12 protein-coding genes are annotated in these 15,810 nt (G+C 66.6%); 3 read left to right on the forward strand and 9 right to left on the reverse strand.

From position 1 onward, the window contains the following. The first annotated feature begins 25 nt into the window (after positions 1-25). Together GOY17_RS14255 and GOY17_RS14260 are read left to right on the forward strand one after the other, a co-directional pair. Positions 26-2,086, forward strand: coding sequence for a carbon starvation CstA family protein (locus GOY17_RS14255; RefSeq protein ID WP_157030892.1), 2,061 nt, complete (start codon positions 26-28; stop codon positions 2,084-2,086). Then, positions 2,058-2,321, forward strand: coding sequence for a YbdD/YjiX family protein (locus tag GOY17_RS14260; protein ID WP_343161364.1), 264 nt, complete (start codon positions 2,058-2,060; stop codon positions 2,319-2,321). The genes GOY17_RS14255 and GOY17_RS14260 overlap by 29 nt, the downstream gene beginning before the upstream one ends. 66 nt (positions 2,322-2,387) lie before the next feature. Here the strand turns inward: GOY17_RS14260 and GOY17_RS14265 are convergent, their stop codons facing one another. From GOY17_RS14265 to GOY17_RS14280, 4 genes are all read right to left on the reverse strand, one after another. Beyond that, entirely contained in the window at positions 2,388-2,612 is a 225-nt protein-coding gene (locus GOY17_RS14265; RefSeq protein WP_157030893.1) for a hypothetical protein, read from the reverse strand. A 28-nt stretch (positions 2,613-2,640) separates the two neighbouring features. Then, the gene (locus GOY17_RS14270; protein ID WP_157030894.1) at positions 2,641-3,885 is read right to left on the reverse strand and encodes a DUF819 family protein; all 1,245 of its coding nucleotides are present in this window, start codon (positions 3,883-3,885) and stop codon (positions 2,641-2,643) included. Positions 3,886-3,986: 101 nt separating this feature from the next. Next, positions 3,987-6,065, reverse strand: a complete 2,079-nt coding sequence (locus tag GOY17_RS14275; protein ID WP_198173697.1) for an alpha/beta hydrolase family protein — start codon at positions 6,063-6,065, stop codon at positions 3,987-3,989. Positions 6,066-6,204: 139 nt separating this feature from the next. After that, positions 6,205-8,154, reverse strand: coding sequence for an OPT family oligopeptide transporter (locus tag GOY17_RS14280; RefSeq protein ID WP_157030896.1), 1,950 nt, complete (start codon positions 8,152-8,154; stop codon positions 6,205-6,207). 315 nt (positions 8,155-8,469) lie between these two features. Here GOY17_RS14280 and GOY17_RS14285 point away from each other — a divergent pair, with 315 nt between their 5' ends. Then, positions 8,470-10,257, forward strand: coding sequence for a peptide MFS transporter (locus GOY17_RS14285; RefSeq protein WP_425482274.1), 1,788 nt, complete (start codon positions 8,470-8,472; stop codon positions 10,255-10,257). Positions 10,258-10,308: 51 nt separating this feature from the next. Here GOY17_RS14285 and GOY17_RS14290 read toward each other — a convergent pair whose 3' ends face one another. The 5 genes from GOY17_RS14290 to rfbB all read right to left on the reverse strand — a co-directional run bounded on the left by GOY17_RS14290 (position 10,309) and on the right by rfbB (position 15,788). Then, positions 10,309-12,291 carry an alpha/beta hydrolase family protein gene (locus tag GOY17_RS14290; RefSeq protein WP_157030897.1) on the reverse strand — a complete coding sequence of 661 codons (1,983 nt, stop codon included), beginning with the start codon at positions 12,289-12,291 and terminating at the stop codon, positions 10,309-10,311. Between the two features lie 101 nt (positions 12,292-12,392). Further along, entirely contained in the window at positions 12,393-13,277 is an 885-nt protein-coding gene (gene rfbD, locus GOY17_RS14295) for a dTDP-4-dehydrorhamnose reductase (protein ID WP_157030898.1), read from the reverse strand. A gap of 10 nt (positions 13,278-13,287) precedes the next feature. Beyond that, the gene (gene rfbC, locus GOY17_RS14300) at positions 13,288-13,845 is read right to left on the reverse strand and encodes a dTDP-4-dehydrorhamnose 3,5-epimerase (protein ID WP_157030899.1); all 558 of its coding nucleotides are present in this window, start codon (positions 13,843-13,845) and stop codon (positions 13,288-13,290) included. Continuing rightward, a complete protein-coding gene (gene rfbA / locus GOY17_RS14305) occupies positions 13,842-14,726 on the reverse strand; it encodes a glucose-1-phosphate thymidylyltransferase RfbA (RefSeq protein WP_157030900.1) in 885 nt (294 codons plus the stop codon). The genes rfbC and rfbA overlap by 4 nt, the downstream gene beginning before the upstream one ends. A gap of 9 nt (positions 14,727-14,735) precedes the next feature. Next, positions 14,736-15,788, reverse strand: a complete 1,053-nt coding sequence (rfbB, locus tag GOY17_RS14310; protein ID WP_115842490.1) for a dTDP-glucose 4,6-dehydratase — start codon at positions 15,786-15,788, stop codon at positions 14,736-14,738. Positions 15,789-15,810: the final 22 nt, after the last annotated feature.

Below are 15,810 nucleotides of genomic sequence, written 5' to 3' on the forward strand. Positions count from 1 at the left end.
TCGGTGATCCTTCCGGAGGGGTGTCATGAAATCTCTGTCCTGGCTTGGCTGGGCCGTCCTGGCGGTACTGGCGGCTTTCTGCATCGGCACCATCGCCCTGCATCGCGGCGAAACGATCAACGCGATCTGGCTGGTGGTCGCGGCGGTGGCGACCTTCACCGTCGCGTTCCGCTTCTACGGGCTGTACATCGCGCGCAACGCGCTGATGATCGACGGCTCGCGCGCGACGCCCGCATGGCGTCGCAACGACGGACTGGACTACGTCCCGACCGCCAAGAGCATCGTCTTCGGACACCACTTCGCCGCGATCGCCGGCGCCGGCCCGCTGGTCGGCCCTGTGCTCGCCGCGCAGATGGGCTACCTGCCCGGCACGCTGTGGATCCTGTTCGGCGTGGTCCTGGCTGGTGCGGTGCAGGACATGCTGGTGCTGTTCTTCTCCACGCGCCGGGACGGCCGCTCGCTGGGCGAGATGATCCGCGCCGAGATGGGCCCCGCCGCGGGCGTGATCTCGATGGTCGGCATCCTGATGATCATGGTGATCCTGCTGGCGGTGCTGGCGCTGGTCGTGGTGAAGGCGCTCGCGGAAAGTCCGTGGGGCACGTTCACCGTGGCCATGACGATCCCGATCGCGATCCTGATGGGCCTGTACCTGCGCTACTTCCGCCCGGGCCGCATCATGGAAGTGTCGATCATCGGCTTCGTGCTGCTGATGCTGGCGATCTGGGGCGGCGGACTGGTCGCCGCGCACCCGACCTGGGGCCCGGTGTTCCACCTCAAGGGCACGACGCTGGCGTGGCTGATGATCGCCTACGGCTTCGTCGCCTCGGTGCTGCCGGTGTGGTTCCTGCTGGCGCCGCGCGACTACCTGTCCACGTTCCTCAAGATCGGCACCGTGCTGATCCTCGCGCTGGCGATCGTGGTCGCGATGCCGGACCTGCAGATGCCGGCGGTGACCAAGTTCGTCGACGGCACCGGCCCGGTGTTCTCGGGCAAGCTGTTCCCGTTCCTCTTCATCACCATCGCCTGCGGCGCGGTGTCGGGTTTCCACTCGCTGATCAGCTCGGGCACGACGCCGAAGATGATCGCAAGCGAGCGCGACATCCCGATGGTCGGCTACGGCGGCATGCTGATGGAGGCCTTCGTCGCGATCATGGCGCTGATCGCCGCCTGCGTGCTGCAGCCGGGCATCTACTTCGCGATGAACTCGCCCGCCGCGCTGATCGGCACGACGGCCGAATCCGCCGCGGCCGCAATCTCCAGCTGGGGCTTCGTACTCACGCCCGACATCCTGACCGCCACGGCTAAGGAAATCGGCGAGCAGACCATCCTTTCGCGCACCGGCGGCGCGCCGACGCTCGCGGTGGGCATGGCGCAGATCCTGCACGGCCTGATCCCGGGCGAAGGCATGATGGCCTTCTGGTATCACTACGCGATCCTGTTCGAAGCGCTGTTCATCCTGACGACGGTCGACGCCGGCACGCGCGTGGCGCGCTTCATGATCCAGGAACTCGTCGGCCTGGCGTACGAGCCGTTCAAGCAGACCGAGAGCTGGGTCAGCAACGTGGTCTGCACGCTGATCGCGGTGAGCCTGTGGGGCTACTTCCTCTACCAGGGCGTGGTCGATCCGCTGGGCGGCATCAACACGCTGTGGCCGCTGTTCGGCATCGCCAACCAGATGCTCGCGGGCATCGCGCTGGTGTTCTGCAGCGTGGTGATGGTGAAGATGAAGCGCGAGAAGTTCCTGTGGATCCCGCTGATCCCGACGGCGTGGCTGCTGATCTGCACGCTCAGCGCGGGCTGGCAGAAGCTGTTCCACCCGGATCCGAAGATCGGCTTCATCGCCAACGCGCGCAAGTTCGCCGACGCCGCCGCGCGCGGCGAGGTGCTCGCGCCGGCCAAGTCGATGGACGACATGTCGCGCGTGATCTTCAACAACTACCTCGACGCCGCGCTGTGCGGACTGTTCGTCGCGGTCGTGGTGGCGACGGTGCTGTTCGGCCTGCGTGCCGCACTGGCCGCACGTCGCACCAACCTCCCGACGGCGAAGGAGTCGGACTATGTCGCGCTCGATGCCATCGCCCGCTGATCGCTCCGTCGACCGCCCCGCCGCGCGCGCCCTGCGCGTGGTGTCGGGCCTGCTCGCACGCTGGTGGCGTGCGAGCTGCCAGACCGCGCGCCTGGCCATCGGCATTCCCGACTACGACGTGTACGTCGCGCACGTGCGACGCACGCATCCGGATCGCGATCCGATGACGCGCGAGGAGTTCTTCCGGGAGCGGATGGAAGCGCGCTACGGCAAGGGCAGCAGTCGCTGTTGTTGAGGCTGAAGCATGAAAGAGAAAAGGCGCCCATTGGGCGCCTTTTCTTTTTGTGGACCGACCGGGCAATCAGGGATCCAGCGGCCGGTTACGGCTCCAATGAATGAGTTCCCACGCGCCGCCGGCGATCAATCCGACCAGGCCGATGAAGGCCGCCATCGCCGCCGCATCGGGCGTGCTGCCCGCGATCCGGTACACCGCCAGCGCGAGTACGACGCACACCGCAACCGGCGCGAAGAAACGCCAGTGCTCAAGCAGGCCGAGCCAACTGTCGGGGTCGAGAGGATTGAACATCGTCTTCCCCGAACGCACCGTCGCTTCGTCAGTGCGCCAGCGACCGCAACACCAGCCCCATCGCATACGCCAGCCCGGTGCCTGTCGCGTAACCCAGCGTGCCGAGCAGTGCGCCGACCGGCGCGAGGGCCGGATGGAAGGCGGAGGCGACGACCGGCGCCGACGCAGGACCGCCGATGTTGCTCTGCGAACCGATCGCGAAATAGAAGAACGGCACCTTCAGCAGGCGTCCTACCAGCCACAGCATCAGGATGTGGAAACCGAGCCACACCAGGCCCAGCAGGTACAGCCATGGGCGGTCGAACAGCGCCAGGATGTCCATCTGCATGCCGATGGCGGCGATCAGGAAATACAGCAGCAGCGTGCCGATGTTCGACGCGCCGGCGCCTTCCAGCGTGCGCGCGCGCGTGAAGCTCAGGCCCAGGCCAACGAAAGTGGAAATCAGCACCACCCACACGAACGGCTCGTGCAAGCTCACCGAACGAGCCCAGGAGACATTCGCGCCGAACCACGTCGACAGCGGCGCGGCGAGAAAGTGCGCAAGGCCGACGGTGCCGAAGGCGATGCCGACGATGACCATCAGGTCGGTAAGGGTCGGAACGCGGCTGTGCTCGGCCTTGAAGGCGGCGAGCTTGTCCTTGAGCTCGTCGATGGCGCGCGTGTCGGCGCCGCTGCGCGCGTCGATCGCCGCCGAGCGCCCGGCGAGGAAGATCAGGATCGCCATCCACACGTAGCCGACGCCGACGTCGACCACCGCGAACTGACCGAACGTCGTCGCGTCGACCTGGAAGATTTCCTTCATCGCGAGCATGTTCGCGCCGCCGCCGGTCCAGCTGCCGGCCAGCGCCGTCATGCCGGCCCACGTGTCGCCCGCGACCGTTTCCGGATGCACCGCCTGGAACAGCAGGAACGCGAGGATGCCGCCGGCGACCACGCTGAGCGACGCGGTGACGTACATCGCCACCAGCTTCGGGCCGAGCCGCATCACTGCCTTCAGGTCGATGGATAGCGTCAGCAGCACCAGCGCGGCGGGCAGCAGCACGCGGCTTGCGACGGGGTTGTAGAGCTTGCTGTGTTCGCCGTCGATGATGCCGAAGGTGTTGAACAGCCCCGGGATCAGGTAGCACAGCAGCAGCGCGGGAACGATCGAATAGAACTTGCGGAACGAGGCGAGCGACGAGGTCCAGAACACCGCGCCGAGCGTGGCGGCGATCAGCCCCAGTATCACGATGTCGTTGGTGATCAGCGCGGTACTTGGGGTGTCGTTGGGCATCGTGCGGTTCCGTTGGGTCGATTGGACGGTGAGGGCGATTGCACTCACACCAACCCCTCTCCCGCGCGCGGGAGAAGGGCTACGGCAGAGTTACGGCAGGCTTACGGGGCGACGCCCTGCCCGATGTACTGCTTCAGCCACGCGTTGACCGTGTCGTGCCACTGCACGGAGTTGGCCGGCTTGAGCACCCAGTGGTTCTCGTCGGGGAAGTACAGGAACTGCGACGGGATGCCCTGGCGCTGCAGCGCGGTGAACACGCCGATGCCCTGCTCGACCGGGATGCGGAAGTCCTGCTGCCCGTGCACGACGAGCATCGGCACGCGCCAGTTCTTCACGTGGTTCACCGGGTTGAACTTCTCGTAGTTCGCGGCCATGTCGATGGCGTTGCCGCCCTGCTCCCAGTCGGTGAACCACTGCTCTTCGGTCGCGAAGCCCATCATGCGCTGGTCGAACACGCCGTCGTGGCTCACCAGGCACTTCCACGGTTGGTTCCAGTTGCCGGCGATCCAGTTGACCATGAAGCCGCCGTAGCTCGCGCCCAGCGCGCAGGCCTTGTCGCCGTCGAGGAAGCCGTACTGCTTCTGCGCCGCAGCCCAGCCCTTCTGCAGGTCTTCCAGCGGGCGGTCGCCCCAGTGCTGGCTGATCGCGTCGGTGAACGCCTGGCCGTAGCCGGTCGAACCGTGGAAGTCGATCATCACCACCGCGTAGCCCTGGCCCGCGTACGTCTGCGGATTCCAGCGGTAGCTCCAGCCGTTGCCGAAGCTGCCCTGCGGACCGCCGTGGATCAGGAACGCGACCGGATACTTCTTGCCTTCGACGTAGTTCCACGGCTTGACGATGTAGCCGTGCACCGTGTCGCCGTTCCAGCCCTTGAACTCGAACTGTTCGAAATCGCCGAACGCGACGTCGGGCAGGCGCTCGCCCGTGGTCTGCGTGATCGCGCGCAGCGGCGCGGACGCATCGGCATTGGTGGTGTACAGCACGTCGCCGGTCTTGAGCGTGTTGCGCGTCAGCGCGAGCGTCGGGCCGGCCAGGTCAATGGCCGAAATGCTGCCGTCGCCGACGAGCTTCTTCGCCTCGCCCGTTGCGATGTCCACCGCGAACAGCGGGTGTTCGCCCATGTCGGTGGCGGTGGTGTAGATCGTCTTGCCGTCGTTCGCCAGCGTGATGCCGTCGGCGGAGCGGTCCCACTTCGGTGCGATCTCACGCGTGCTACCGGTGGCGACGTCCATCGCCATCAGGCCGAAGCGATCGGCCTCGAAGCCTGGGCGCTTCATCGCGCGATAGAACAGCGTCTTGCCGTCGCTGCTGAAGGTCGCGCCCGTGTCCCACGCGGGATTAGACGCGGTGAGGTTCTTCGCCGCGCCCGTGCCGTCGGCGTTGACCTGATACAGGTCGAAGTTGGTGGACGTCGGTTCCTTCGCATCGGCGATGCGTGCGCTGAAGACCAGCGACGCACCGTCCGGCGACCAGGTGTATTCGGTGGCATCGCCGAACGGACGCGACGGCACGTCGCCGTTGACGCCTCCGCTGACGAGCGTCGCCGTCGTCGCCGCCTTGTCGCCGAGGTTGGCGACGAACAGGCGGTTCAGTCGACCGTCGTTCCACGCGTCCCAGTGGCGGATGAACATGCGGTCGAACACGACGCCGGTGTTCTTCTGCGCGCCGCGCTCGTCGAGCTTCTTCTTCGAGCAGGCCAGATCGCCCTTGCACTCCGGGAAGGTCTCAAGGTTGATCGCCACGCGCTTGCCATCGGGCGAGAGCTTGTAGCCGCCGACGTCGGTGGACAGATCGGTCACCTGCTTCGGCGTGCCGCCGGCGGCGGGGATCGCGTACAGCTGCATCGAGCCGCCCTTCGCGCTGAGGAAGTAGACGGCCTTTCCGTCCGGCGAGAAGCCCGGCGAATTGACGTTCCAGCCTTCCGGCGTGAGGCGCTTCGGCGGCGCGGCATCGCGCGCCATCAGGTCCTCGATGTAGAGCGCGGTCGAGGAATTGTTGGCCGCCATGTCGACCACGCGCTTGGCGAACACCACGCGGCGGCCGTCCGGCGACAGCGTCGGCGAGGACACGCGTTCGAGCGAGGCAAGGTCGCGAACGTCGAAGCCGTGCGCGGCCAATGCGTTGGTGGAACCGCAGGCCAGCAGCAGGGCGAGCGGGAGGATGGCGTGGCGTGGCGTCATGGGTTTTCTCGAATGCATGTAGAGATGGAGCGATCAGCGCGTTGCGCTTGCCTCGTCATTCCCGCGAACGCGGGAAGCCAGTGCCTCGATTGCGGGCAAGTCGCTGGATCCCGCTTTCGCGGAGATGACGCGGTTCGGATCAGGGAGCCGGCTTCGCCGATTCGATGCCGCCGCCGCGCACGCTCGTGCGGAACAGCAGCCAGGCGACGAAGGCGAGCACGGCCAGGCCGACCCACGGGCCCAGATGCGTGCCGAGCGACAGCACGTCGGCGCGGCCCGACCAGACGATCGGAATCGCGATCGCGATGCCCGTCAGCGCTTCGCCGGTGATCAGGCCCGCGGCGAACAGCGTGCCCGGACGATGCGCGCGATCGCGGTCGGCTTCGTCGCTGTCGATCGACAGGCCGTGGCGACGCTCGACGATGTACGCGAGCAGGCCGCCGAGGAAGATCGGCACCATCAGTTCCAGCGGCAGGTAGATGCCGATCGCCGCGGCCAGCACCGGCACGCGGAAGTGCGCCTTGCGCGACTTCAGCCACTCGTCCAGCGCGATGACCAGCGCACCGATGACGGCACCGATGCCGATCATGTCCCACGGCAGCTTGCCGCCGAACAGGCCCTTGGCGACCGACGCCATCAGCGTGGCCTGCGGTGCGGACAGCGAGTTCGGGTGTTCGGCCGTCGGCGGGCCGATGCCGTACGCCTGCGCCAGCAGGTTCAGCACCGGCGCCATGATCAGCGCGCACGAGAACGCACCGATGCCGAGCATCAGCTGCTGCTTCCACGGCGTTGCGCCGACGATGTAACCGGCCTTGAGGTCCTGCAGGTTGTCGCCGCCGACCGCCGCCGCGCAGCACACCACCGCGCCGATCATGATCGCGGCGACCGGGCCGATCGACGAATCGCGGCCGAGCAGCAGCATCAGCACGAGCGAGGCGAACAGGATCGTCGCGATCGTGATGCCCGAGACGGGATTGTTCGACGAACCGACCAGACCGGCGAGGTACGCCGACACCGACACGAACAGGAAGCCTGCGACGATCATGATGATCGTCATCGTCAGGCTCACGCCCCAGGACTCCACGATGGCGTGGTAGAGCATCCACAGCGGGATCACGAACACCGCGAGCGCGACGAGCATCCACTTCATCGGCAGGTCGCGTTCGGTTTCGGCAACGGCCAGGCCACCGCCCTTGCGCGCCGCGGCGAGGCCGCTCTTGATGCCCGATGCCAACGAATTGCGCAGCGAGAACAGCGTCCAGATGCCGCCGATCAGCATCGCGCCGACGCCGAGGTAGCGGATCTTCGCCGACCAGATCGCGCCGCCCGCGTCCGCGGCGGACGCGCCGGCGATCTGCGCGGCGAGTGCGGGATCGGAATTGAGGAAGAACGCGTGGTAGATCGGAATCGCGAACTGCCACGACAGGATCGAACCGGACACCACCACGATGCCGATGTTCAGGCCGACGATGTAGCCCACGCCCAGCAGCGCCGGCGACAGGTTCGTGCCCATGTAGCCCAGATACTTCCCGATGAAGCCCGAGGCGACGGCGTTGTCGGGGATCAGGCGCAGGCCGCTTTCGGCGGCGAGCTTCACCAGCGCGCCCAGGCCGCCGGCGACGCCGAGGATCTTCAGGCCCGGGCCGGGGTTCTCGCCGGCCTTGAGGACTTCGGCCGCGGCCTTGCCTTCGGGGAACGGCAGCGGCTCCTCGACGATCATCGAGCGGCGCAGCGGCACCGAGAACAGCACGCCGAGCAGGCCGCCCAGGCCGGCGATGCCGACCACCCACCAGTATTTGAAGTCGGGCCAGACGCCCATGATGATCAGCGCGGGGATCGTGAAGATCACGCCGGCGGCGATCGACGAGCCGGCGGAGGCGCCGGTCTGGACGATGTTGTTTTCCAGGATGCTGCCGCCGCCGAGCAGGCGCAGCACGCCCATCGAGACGACGGCCGCCGGGATGGCGGTGGCGATGGTGAGGCCCGCGAACAGGCCCAGGTAGGCATTGGCGGCGGAGAGGATCACCGCCAGCACGACGGCCAGCAGGACAGCTCGGAAGGTCAATTGCGGCGTCGCGGGCGAGGCCATCGGCAGCTCCAGGAGGACTCGGGTGGATCGAGTGGTCCCGGATCATCGCATTGGCTGCCGTGGCCTGTAAAAACTCCAAGGCAAATGGACAGGACGCGGCAATTTGCGGCGGTGCAGCGATACGTGGGGGTATTTCGCGGTGACGTGCTCGCTGCCGGGTGCCGTCGCCCTCAACACCGCCTCTCCCGCGAGCGGGAGAAGGCTAGGCCCGGTGGGCTGGCGCGTCCTTGAGCAAACCCCTTTTCCCGCGCCCGGCGGAGCCCAGGCCAGCCCGCAGCGACTCCTATACTCGTGCGTCCATCCGCGGAGCCCATCGTGGCCGCCACCGACCTGCCGCACCACAACGTCAACGAGGTCCCCCGCGATCCGCGCGACGAGCTCTTCGGCCATCCCAAGGGCGTCTACGTCTGCTTCTTCACCGAGATGTGGGAGCGTTTTTCGTTCTACGGGATGAAGGCGCTGCTGCTGCTCTACCTGCTCCAGCACCATCGCTTCGGCGACGGGCCCGGGCTCGATGTGCTCGGCGCCTACGGCGGTCTCGTCTACTGCCTGCCGGTCGTCGGCGGGTTGCTTGCCGATCGCTACCTCGGCATGCGCAAGGCCGTCGTGTTCGGCGGGCTGCTGCTCGTTGCGGGGCATCTGGGCATGGCGGTGGAAGGCCACGCCGCGACCGCCAGCGGTGGCACCGTCGTGCGCGACGAAGGCGCGCTGCGCGTGTTCTACCTTTCGCTCGCGCTGATCATCGTCGGCGTCGGCTTCCTCAAGCCGAACATCTCCACGATCGTCGGGCGCCTGTATCCGGAGAACGATCCGCGCCGCGACTCGGGCTTCTCGCTGTTCTACGCCGGCATCAACCTCGGCGCGCTGTTCTCCGCGCTGGTGTGCGGTTATCTGGGGCAGACGCTCGGCTGGAAGTGGGGCTTCGGTGCGGCCGGCATCGGCATGCTGCTCGGGCTGGCGCAGTTTTTGTGGGGACAGAAGTACCTGCACGGTCACGCCGAACCGCCGGATCCCGCACGCCTGCGCGAACGCGTGTTCGGCCTGCCGCGCGAATGGGCGATCTACCTCGGCGCGTTCCTCGCGCTGGTGCCACTGGCGGCGCTGATGTGGGCCGTCGCGAATGGACGCTTCGCACTCGGCGGCGAGATATCGCTCGCGTTGATCCTGATGTTGCTGGTGATGCTTGCCGTGCTGGCGTGGTTCGCCTGGTTCCTCAAGGCGCGCTGCACCCGCGAGCAGCGCCATCGCATGCTCGCGCTGATGGCGCTGATCTTCATGGCGCTGGTGTATTTCACGCTGTACGAGCAGACGTACGGTTCGTGGGTGACCTTCACCGATCGCCTGCTGACCAAGGACGTCTTCCCGTCGCTGGTCATTCGCGAAGGCACCCCGTGGCCGTGGTCGACGGTCTCGCTGGTGCTCGCGCCGATGGCGTTCGTCGCGGCGGCCACGCTGTCGGATCGAAGGCCCGATTCTTCGATGCCGAAGTTGCTGTTCGCCGGCGCGATCGTGCTGATGCTCGTCTTCCTGCTGCGCGACTGCGTGGTGCTGCCGCAGACGGCGGGCTCGTTGACGTACCTCGGCGCGTTGTTCCTGGTGCTGCTGGCGCCGGTGTTCGCGCGGCTGTGGGATGGGCTGGATCGTCGCGGACTGGATCCGTCGAAGCCGGCGAAATCCGCGCTGGGGTTGCTCTTCGCCGGACTGAGCTTCGTGCCGATGGCGTGGGCCGCGCAGCACGCGGGCGAAACGGGACAGCTCGCCAGCGTGTGGTGGCTGGTGCTGGCCTATCTTGTCCTGGAAATCGGCGAGATGTGCCTGGCGCCGGTCGGCCTCGCCGCGGTGACGCAGCTGTCGGTAAGGAGCGTCATGAGCCTGATGATGGGCACATGGTTCCTCGCCACGGCGTTCTCGGAGACGCTGGCCGCGCTGTTCGGCAAGCTCGCCGCGATCGACGTACCCGAAGGCACTGCGCTGGACTTCGCCGCCGCTGGCGACAAGTACGCCAACCTGTTCTGGCTGATGACGGGAATCGGTATCGGCTGGGCGGTGCTCGCCTTCGTCGCCGCGCCACTGTTGCGGCGGCTGATGCACGGCATCAAGTGATTGCAGGAATGAAAACGGCGCCCGGAGGCGCCGCTTTCATGTGTTTGACGACTACTTCGCGGCCTTCGCATCCCCTGCGCTGCCCGTCGCCGCCAGCGAACCGCCGAGGCTGCGCGAGAGGAACGCGAGCAGGCGAGTGTAGAACTCCTGCCTGTGTTCCTCGGTGTAGAAGCCGTGCGCTTCGGTGTCGTAATAGAGCGTTTCGACCGGAACGCCCGCCTTGCGCAGCGCCGATTCCATCATGCGGCTGTGCTCGATCGGCGCAACGCGATCCTTGCCACCCGCGGCGAGGAACACCGGGACCTTGATGCGCTCGGCCAGACGGTTCGGCGAGACGTCGCCAAGCTTGGCCGGATCGCCTACCCATTCGCGCAGCCAGTTACCCGAACGGCGGCTGTCGCGGGTGTCGTCGGCGATCATCTTCGGCAGGTCGTACACGCCGACGTAGCCGGCGGCGCACTTGTAGAGATCAGGCTCCTTCGCCACGCCCATCAGGGACGCATAGCCGCCATAGCTGGCGCCGTACAGGCAGATGCGGCCCTTGTCGGCGACGCCTTCGGCGATGGCCCAGCGCGTGGCATCGGTGAGATCGTCCTGCATCCTTCCGCCCCACTCTTTCGCCCCGGCGCTGATGTAGGCCTTGCCGTAGCCGGACGAGCCGCGATAGTTGAGCTGCAACACCGCATAGCCCGCCGCCGAAAGCAGTTGCGCGTCCGAATCGAAGCCCCAGTAATCCTGCACGTCGATCGGGCCGCCATGCGGCATCACCACCAGCGGAAGGTTCCTGCCGTTGCTGCCGTTGGGCGTGGTGAGGAAGCCGTGGAGCATCATCCCGTCGCGCGCCTTGAATTCGATCGGCTTCGCGGTGGCCTGCTTCTCAGGATCGAACCACTCGCGCTTGGCGAGCACGTGCGCGGCCTTCTTCGCTTGCGTATCGAAGAGGTAGAAATCGCCCGGGTTCTGGTCGCTGAAGACCTGCACCAGCGCAAGCGCGCCGTCGTTCGTCTGCGACGTGATCACCACGCCCTGTCCCGCGAACGCGGCTTCCAGGCTCTTCTGCAGGCGCGCCTCGGGCGCCTCCTTGTCGAAGAAGGCCGAATGCGGACGGCCGTCGGCGAAGTAGGCGCCGATCGGCACGCGGGTGTTGTTGCGGTAGATGATGCGCGACGGGTCTGCCTTCTCGTCGCGCAGGACCTGCGTGCGCTTCCGGGTAGCCAGGTCCATCGCGATGATCGCATCGGGGCCGCGCGCCTGCTCGACCTGCAGAAACACCGTCTGGTCGTCGGCCGAAAAGCCGATCGGCACCTCGAACAGGCCTTCCTTTTCGATGGTCAGCAGGTCCCACTCGGCGCCATCGCCCGTGCGGTAGTAGAGGTGGCGGATGTTGTCGGAGTTGGAGCCCCAAGTGAAACGCACCACGCCCTGGTTGTCTGCGGCAAAACGGGCGTTGCGCATCGGTGCGATCGCCACGCGCTTCATCCGGCCGGTGAAGGCATCGATGCGCTCGGCGCTCGAATGCGGATCGTCCGAGTACGGTTGCGCCGAAATCAGTGCCGAACGGCCGTCGCCGACCGGCGTCGGGATCAGGTATGCCCAGATGCGGTCGTTGCCCTTCTTCGGCTTGATCGTGGTGCCCAGCCCGCCGTCCTGCGTGCGGTACCCGACCAGCATCTCGGCCTTGCCGCCATCGGCGTTCATCGCGAACAGTTCGCCGGTAAGCTGCGGCTCGTCGAGCGAGCCGAACTTCTCGGCAGCGCTCAGCACCACGCGCTCCGGGCCCACCCATTCGAAATCGGCGATGTAATTGTCACGCGGCATCTTGAACGTGCCGGTGAGTTTGTTCGTGCCGCGTTCGATCACGGCCAGGACGCTTCGATCCTCCATCGGAATCGTCGCGGCCAGGTACTGTCCCCCTGGCGAGATCTTCAGATCGGTGAACTGGTCCCTGCGGACGTAGGCCGACACGTCGACGCCGCCCGCGACGGCATTGGACGACAGCGCCGCGAAAGCGGCGGCAAGCAGAAGCTTCTTCATTGTCCCCTTCCCTAGTGTAGGTCGCCGGGCTCCCCGCCAGACGACGACACAAGACTACCGCGCGAGGCAGCGCCGGACGAGCGGGTGGGACGCGTAGAGCGTCAGACCAGCGTTCGTGCCAGCGCGTCGCGCCAGTGCGGCAACTCCAGGGCGTATTCGTCGCGCAGACGCGTGGTATCGAGCACCGAATACGCGGGGCGGACCGCGCGGGTAGGGTAATCGGCGGTGGCGATGGGGGTTACGGTCGGACGGCGGGCAATCAGGCCACGCTCCGACGCTTCATCGAAGATCGCCTCGGCGAAGCCGTGCCAAGTGGTCTCACCGCTGGCGACGAGATGGCGGACGCCAGACGCGGCAATACCCTTGCGCAGCACGGCCGCCGTCACATCGGCGATGAGCCATGCAGGCGTCGGACAGCCATGCTGGTCGGCGACGACGCGCAGCTCATCGCGCTCGGCGCCGACACGCAGCATCGTGCGCAGGAAGTTGTGACCGTGCAGGCCGTACACCCAAGCGGTCCGAAGGATCAGATGTCGTGCACCGCTACCGGCGATCGCAAGTTCGCCGTCGAGCTTGCTGCGCCCGTACACGCCCAGCGGGTGGGTCGTGTCGTCGTCGCGATAGGGACGCGAACCGCGGCCGTCGAACACGTAGTCGGTCGAGTAATGAACCAGCGACGCGCCACATGCGACGGCGGCTTCCGCGAGGCGGCCCGGCGCCAGGGCGTTGATGCGGAAAGCGGCCTCGACGTCGTCCTCGGCACGATCGACCGCGGTGTAGGCCGCGGCGTTGACGATCGCGTCGGGCTGCACGCGCGCAACCAGCGACGCGATGGCGTCCAGATCGCCGAGGTCGAGCGCTTCGCAGCTCGTCTCATCGTCGAGGCGCCCGTTTCGCGTCGTCGCGATCACTTCGCCCAGCGGAGCGAGACTGCGCCGAAGCGCATCGCCAACCTGTCCGTTCGCGCCTACCAGCAGCAGCTTCACGACGCCTGCCTCATGGGACGTACACAGGCATGCGGTCTTCCGGGATCTCGTCCAGGAACGGCGCGCGCGCGTCCTTGTCGGACAGGGTCACATCGGACATGGGCCAGTCGATGCCCAGCGTCGCGTCGTTCCAGCGAACGGCGGCATCAGCCGACGCGTCGTAGGTTTCGGTACACAGGTACGTGAACACGGCGCGCTCGCTAAGCGTCACGAAGCCGTGCGCGAAGCCTTCGGGAATCCAGAAGTGGCGCTTGTTTTCGGCATTGAGCAGCACCGCGGTCCAGCGGCCGAACGTCGGCGATCCGCGTCGGATGTCCACCGCCACGTCCCACACCTCGCCCTCGACCACCGACACGTATTTGCCCTGCGGCTTGGGCCACTGGTAATGCAGGCCACGCAGCACGCCGCGACGCGACGAGGACACGTTGCCCTGCACGAACGTCGGCTTGATCCCGGCATCGCCGAGCTTGTCGAGGTTGAACGACTCGAAGAAGAAGCCGCGGTCGTCACCGAATACGCGCGGCTCGATCACGACGCAACCCGGCAGATCGGTCTCGATGATCTTCACGGCACCGGCCCCCGTTCGGCCAGGCTCATCAGGTACTCGCCGTAACCATTCTTCGCGAGCGGGCGCGCGAGTTCGTTGAGCTGCCCGGCCGTGATCCAGCCATTATTCCAGGCAATTTCCTCAGGACAGCAGACGCGCAGCCCCTGCCGCGCCTCGATGGTTTCGATGTAGTTCGACGCCTCCAGCAGCGACTGGTGCGTGCCCGTGTCCAGCCACGCGTAACCGCGGCCGAGCTGCTCGAGGTGCAGCGAGCCTTCGTCGAGGTAACGGCGGTTGAGATCGGTGATTTCGAGTTCGCCGCGCGGAGAAGGCTTCAGTTCGGCGGCGAAGTCGCTCGCACGTCCGTCGTAGAAATACAGGCCGGTGACCGCGTAGTTGGAACGCGGGACTGACGGCTTTTCCTCCAGGCCAACGACTTTTCCGGATGCATCGAACTCGGCGACGCCGTAACGCTCCGGGTCCCGCACCCAGTAGCCGAAGACCGTCGCGCCCGACGGTCGTTCGTCGGCACGCCTGAGCATCGCCGTCAGGCCCGGACCGTGGAAGATGTTGTCGCCGAGCACCAGGCAGCTCGGTCCGCCCGCGAGGAACTCGCGCCCGATCAGGTACGCCTGCGCAAGCCCGTCCGGACTGGGTTGCACGGCGTACTCGATGCGCATGCCCCACTGCGAACCATCGCCAAGCAGCGCCTTGAACAGGACCTGCTCGTGCGGCGTGTTGATGACCAGGACTTCGCGGATGCCCGCGAGCATCAGCACGCTCAGCGGGTAGTAGATCATCGGCTTGTCGTACACCGGCAGCAGCTGTTTGCTGATGCCCTTGGTGATGGGGTAGAGGCGCGTGCCGCTACCACCCGCCAGGATGATGCCTTTACGGTCCATGTGCCTTCCTTAGCCTTGTCCGATGCGCTCGAGTCGATAGCTGCCGTCCAACACGCGCTTCACCCACGGCTGGTTCTGGAGGTACCAGTCCACGGTGAGGGCGATTCCCTGTTCGAAGGTCACCGTCGGTGCCCATCCCAGTTCGCCCTTGAGCTTGGAGGCGTCGATGGCGTAACGGCGATCGTGTCCGGGGCGATCGGCGACGAAGGTGATCAGGGACTCGCGCGCGCGGCCGTCGGCAAGCGGCTGCCGCTCGTCCAGCAGGCGGCAGATCGTCTGCACGACCTCGAGGTTCTGGCGCTCGGCATCACCACCGACGTTGTAGGTCTCGCCGATGCGACCGGCTTCCAGGACGCGGCGGATCGCCGCGCAGTGATCGCCGACGTAGAGCCAGTCACGCACGTTACGGCCATCGCCGTACACCGGCAGCGGCTCGCCGGCCAACGCGCGGGCGATGATCAGCGGAATGAGCTTTTCGGGGAACTGGTACTGCCCGTAATTGTTCGAGCAGTTCGTCGTCAGCACCGGCAAGCCATAGGTGTGGTGGAACGCGCGCACCAGATGATCCGACGCCGCCTTGGACGCCGAGTACGGCGAATTCGGTGCGTACGGTGTTTCCTCGGTGAACTTGCCGGTCTCGCCGAGCGTGCCGTAAACCTCATCCGTCGATACGTGCAGGAAGCGGAAGGCATCGCGGCCGGCGGCATCGAGCGACTTCCAGTAGTCGCGCGTCTTCTCCAGCAGGCTGAGCGTTCCCACGACGTTCGTCTGGACGAACGCCGCCGGACCGTCGATCGACCGGTCGACGTGGCTCTCCGCCGCGAAATTGATCACGGCGTCGGGGCGATGCTCCTTCAGCAGTCGCTCGACGAGCGCGGCATCACCGATATCGCCGTGGACGAACACATGCCGCGGATCGTTCTCCAGCGACGCAAGCGTATCGACGTTGCCCGCGTACGTGAGCGCGTCGAGGTTCACGACCTTGATGTTGCGCTGGACCGCATCCAGCACGAAGTTGCCGCCGATGAAGCCGGCGCCGCCTGTCACTATCCACGTAGCCACTGAAACTCCTTTCAAATCCCAA

The organism is Lysobacter soli (assembly GCF_009755585.1).
In the GTDB taxonomy this organism is placed as follows: domain Bacteria; phylum Pseudomonadota; class Gammaproteobacteria; order Xanthomonadales; family Xanthomonadaceae; genus Lysobacter_J; species Lysobacter_J soli.

What these genes read in the sequence shown, in the direction of transcription:
- GOY17_RS14255 (WP_157030892.1), top strand. Translation starts at nt 26, where the DNA reads ATGAAATCTCTGTCCTGGCTTGGCTGGGCCGTCCTGGCGGTACTGGCG.
- GOY17_RS14260 (WP_343161364.1), top strand. Translation starts at nt 2,058, where the DNA reads ATGTCGCGCTCGATGCCATCGCCCGCTGATCGCTCCGTCGACCGCCCC.
- GOY17_RS14265 (WP_157030893.1), bottom strand. Translation starts at nt 2,612, where the DNA reads ATGTTCAATCCTCTCGACCCCGACAGTTGGCTCGGCCTGCTTGAGCAC.
- GOY17_RS14270 (WP_157030894.1), bottom strand. Translation starts at nt 3,885, where the DNA reads ATGCCCAACGACACCCCAAGTACCGCGCTGATCACCAACGACATCGTG.
- GOY17_RS14275 (WP_198173697.1), bottom strand. Translation starts at nt 6,065, where the DNA reads ATGACGCCACGCCACGCCATCCTCCCGCTCGCCCTGCTGCTGGCCTGC.
- GOY17_RS14280 (WP_157030896.1), bottom strand. Translation starts at nt 8,154, where the DNA reads ATGGCCTCGCCCGCGACGCCGCAATTGACCTTCCGAGCTGTCCTGCTG.
- GOY17_RS14290 (WP_157030897.1), bottom strand. Translation starts at nt 12,291, where the DNA reads ATGAAGAAGCTTCTGCTTGCCGCCGCTTTCGCGGCGCTGTCGTCCAAT.
- rfbA (WP_157030900.1), bottom strand. Translation starts at nt 14,726, where the DNA reads ATGGACCGTAAAGGCATCATCCTGGCGGGTGGTAGCGGCACGCGCCTC.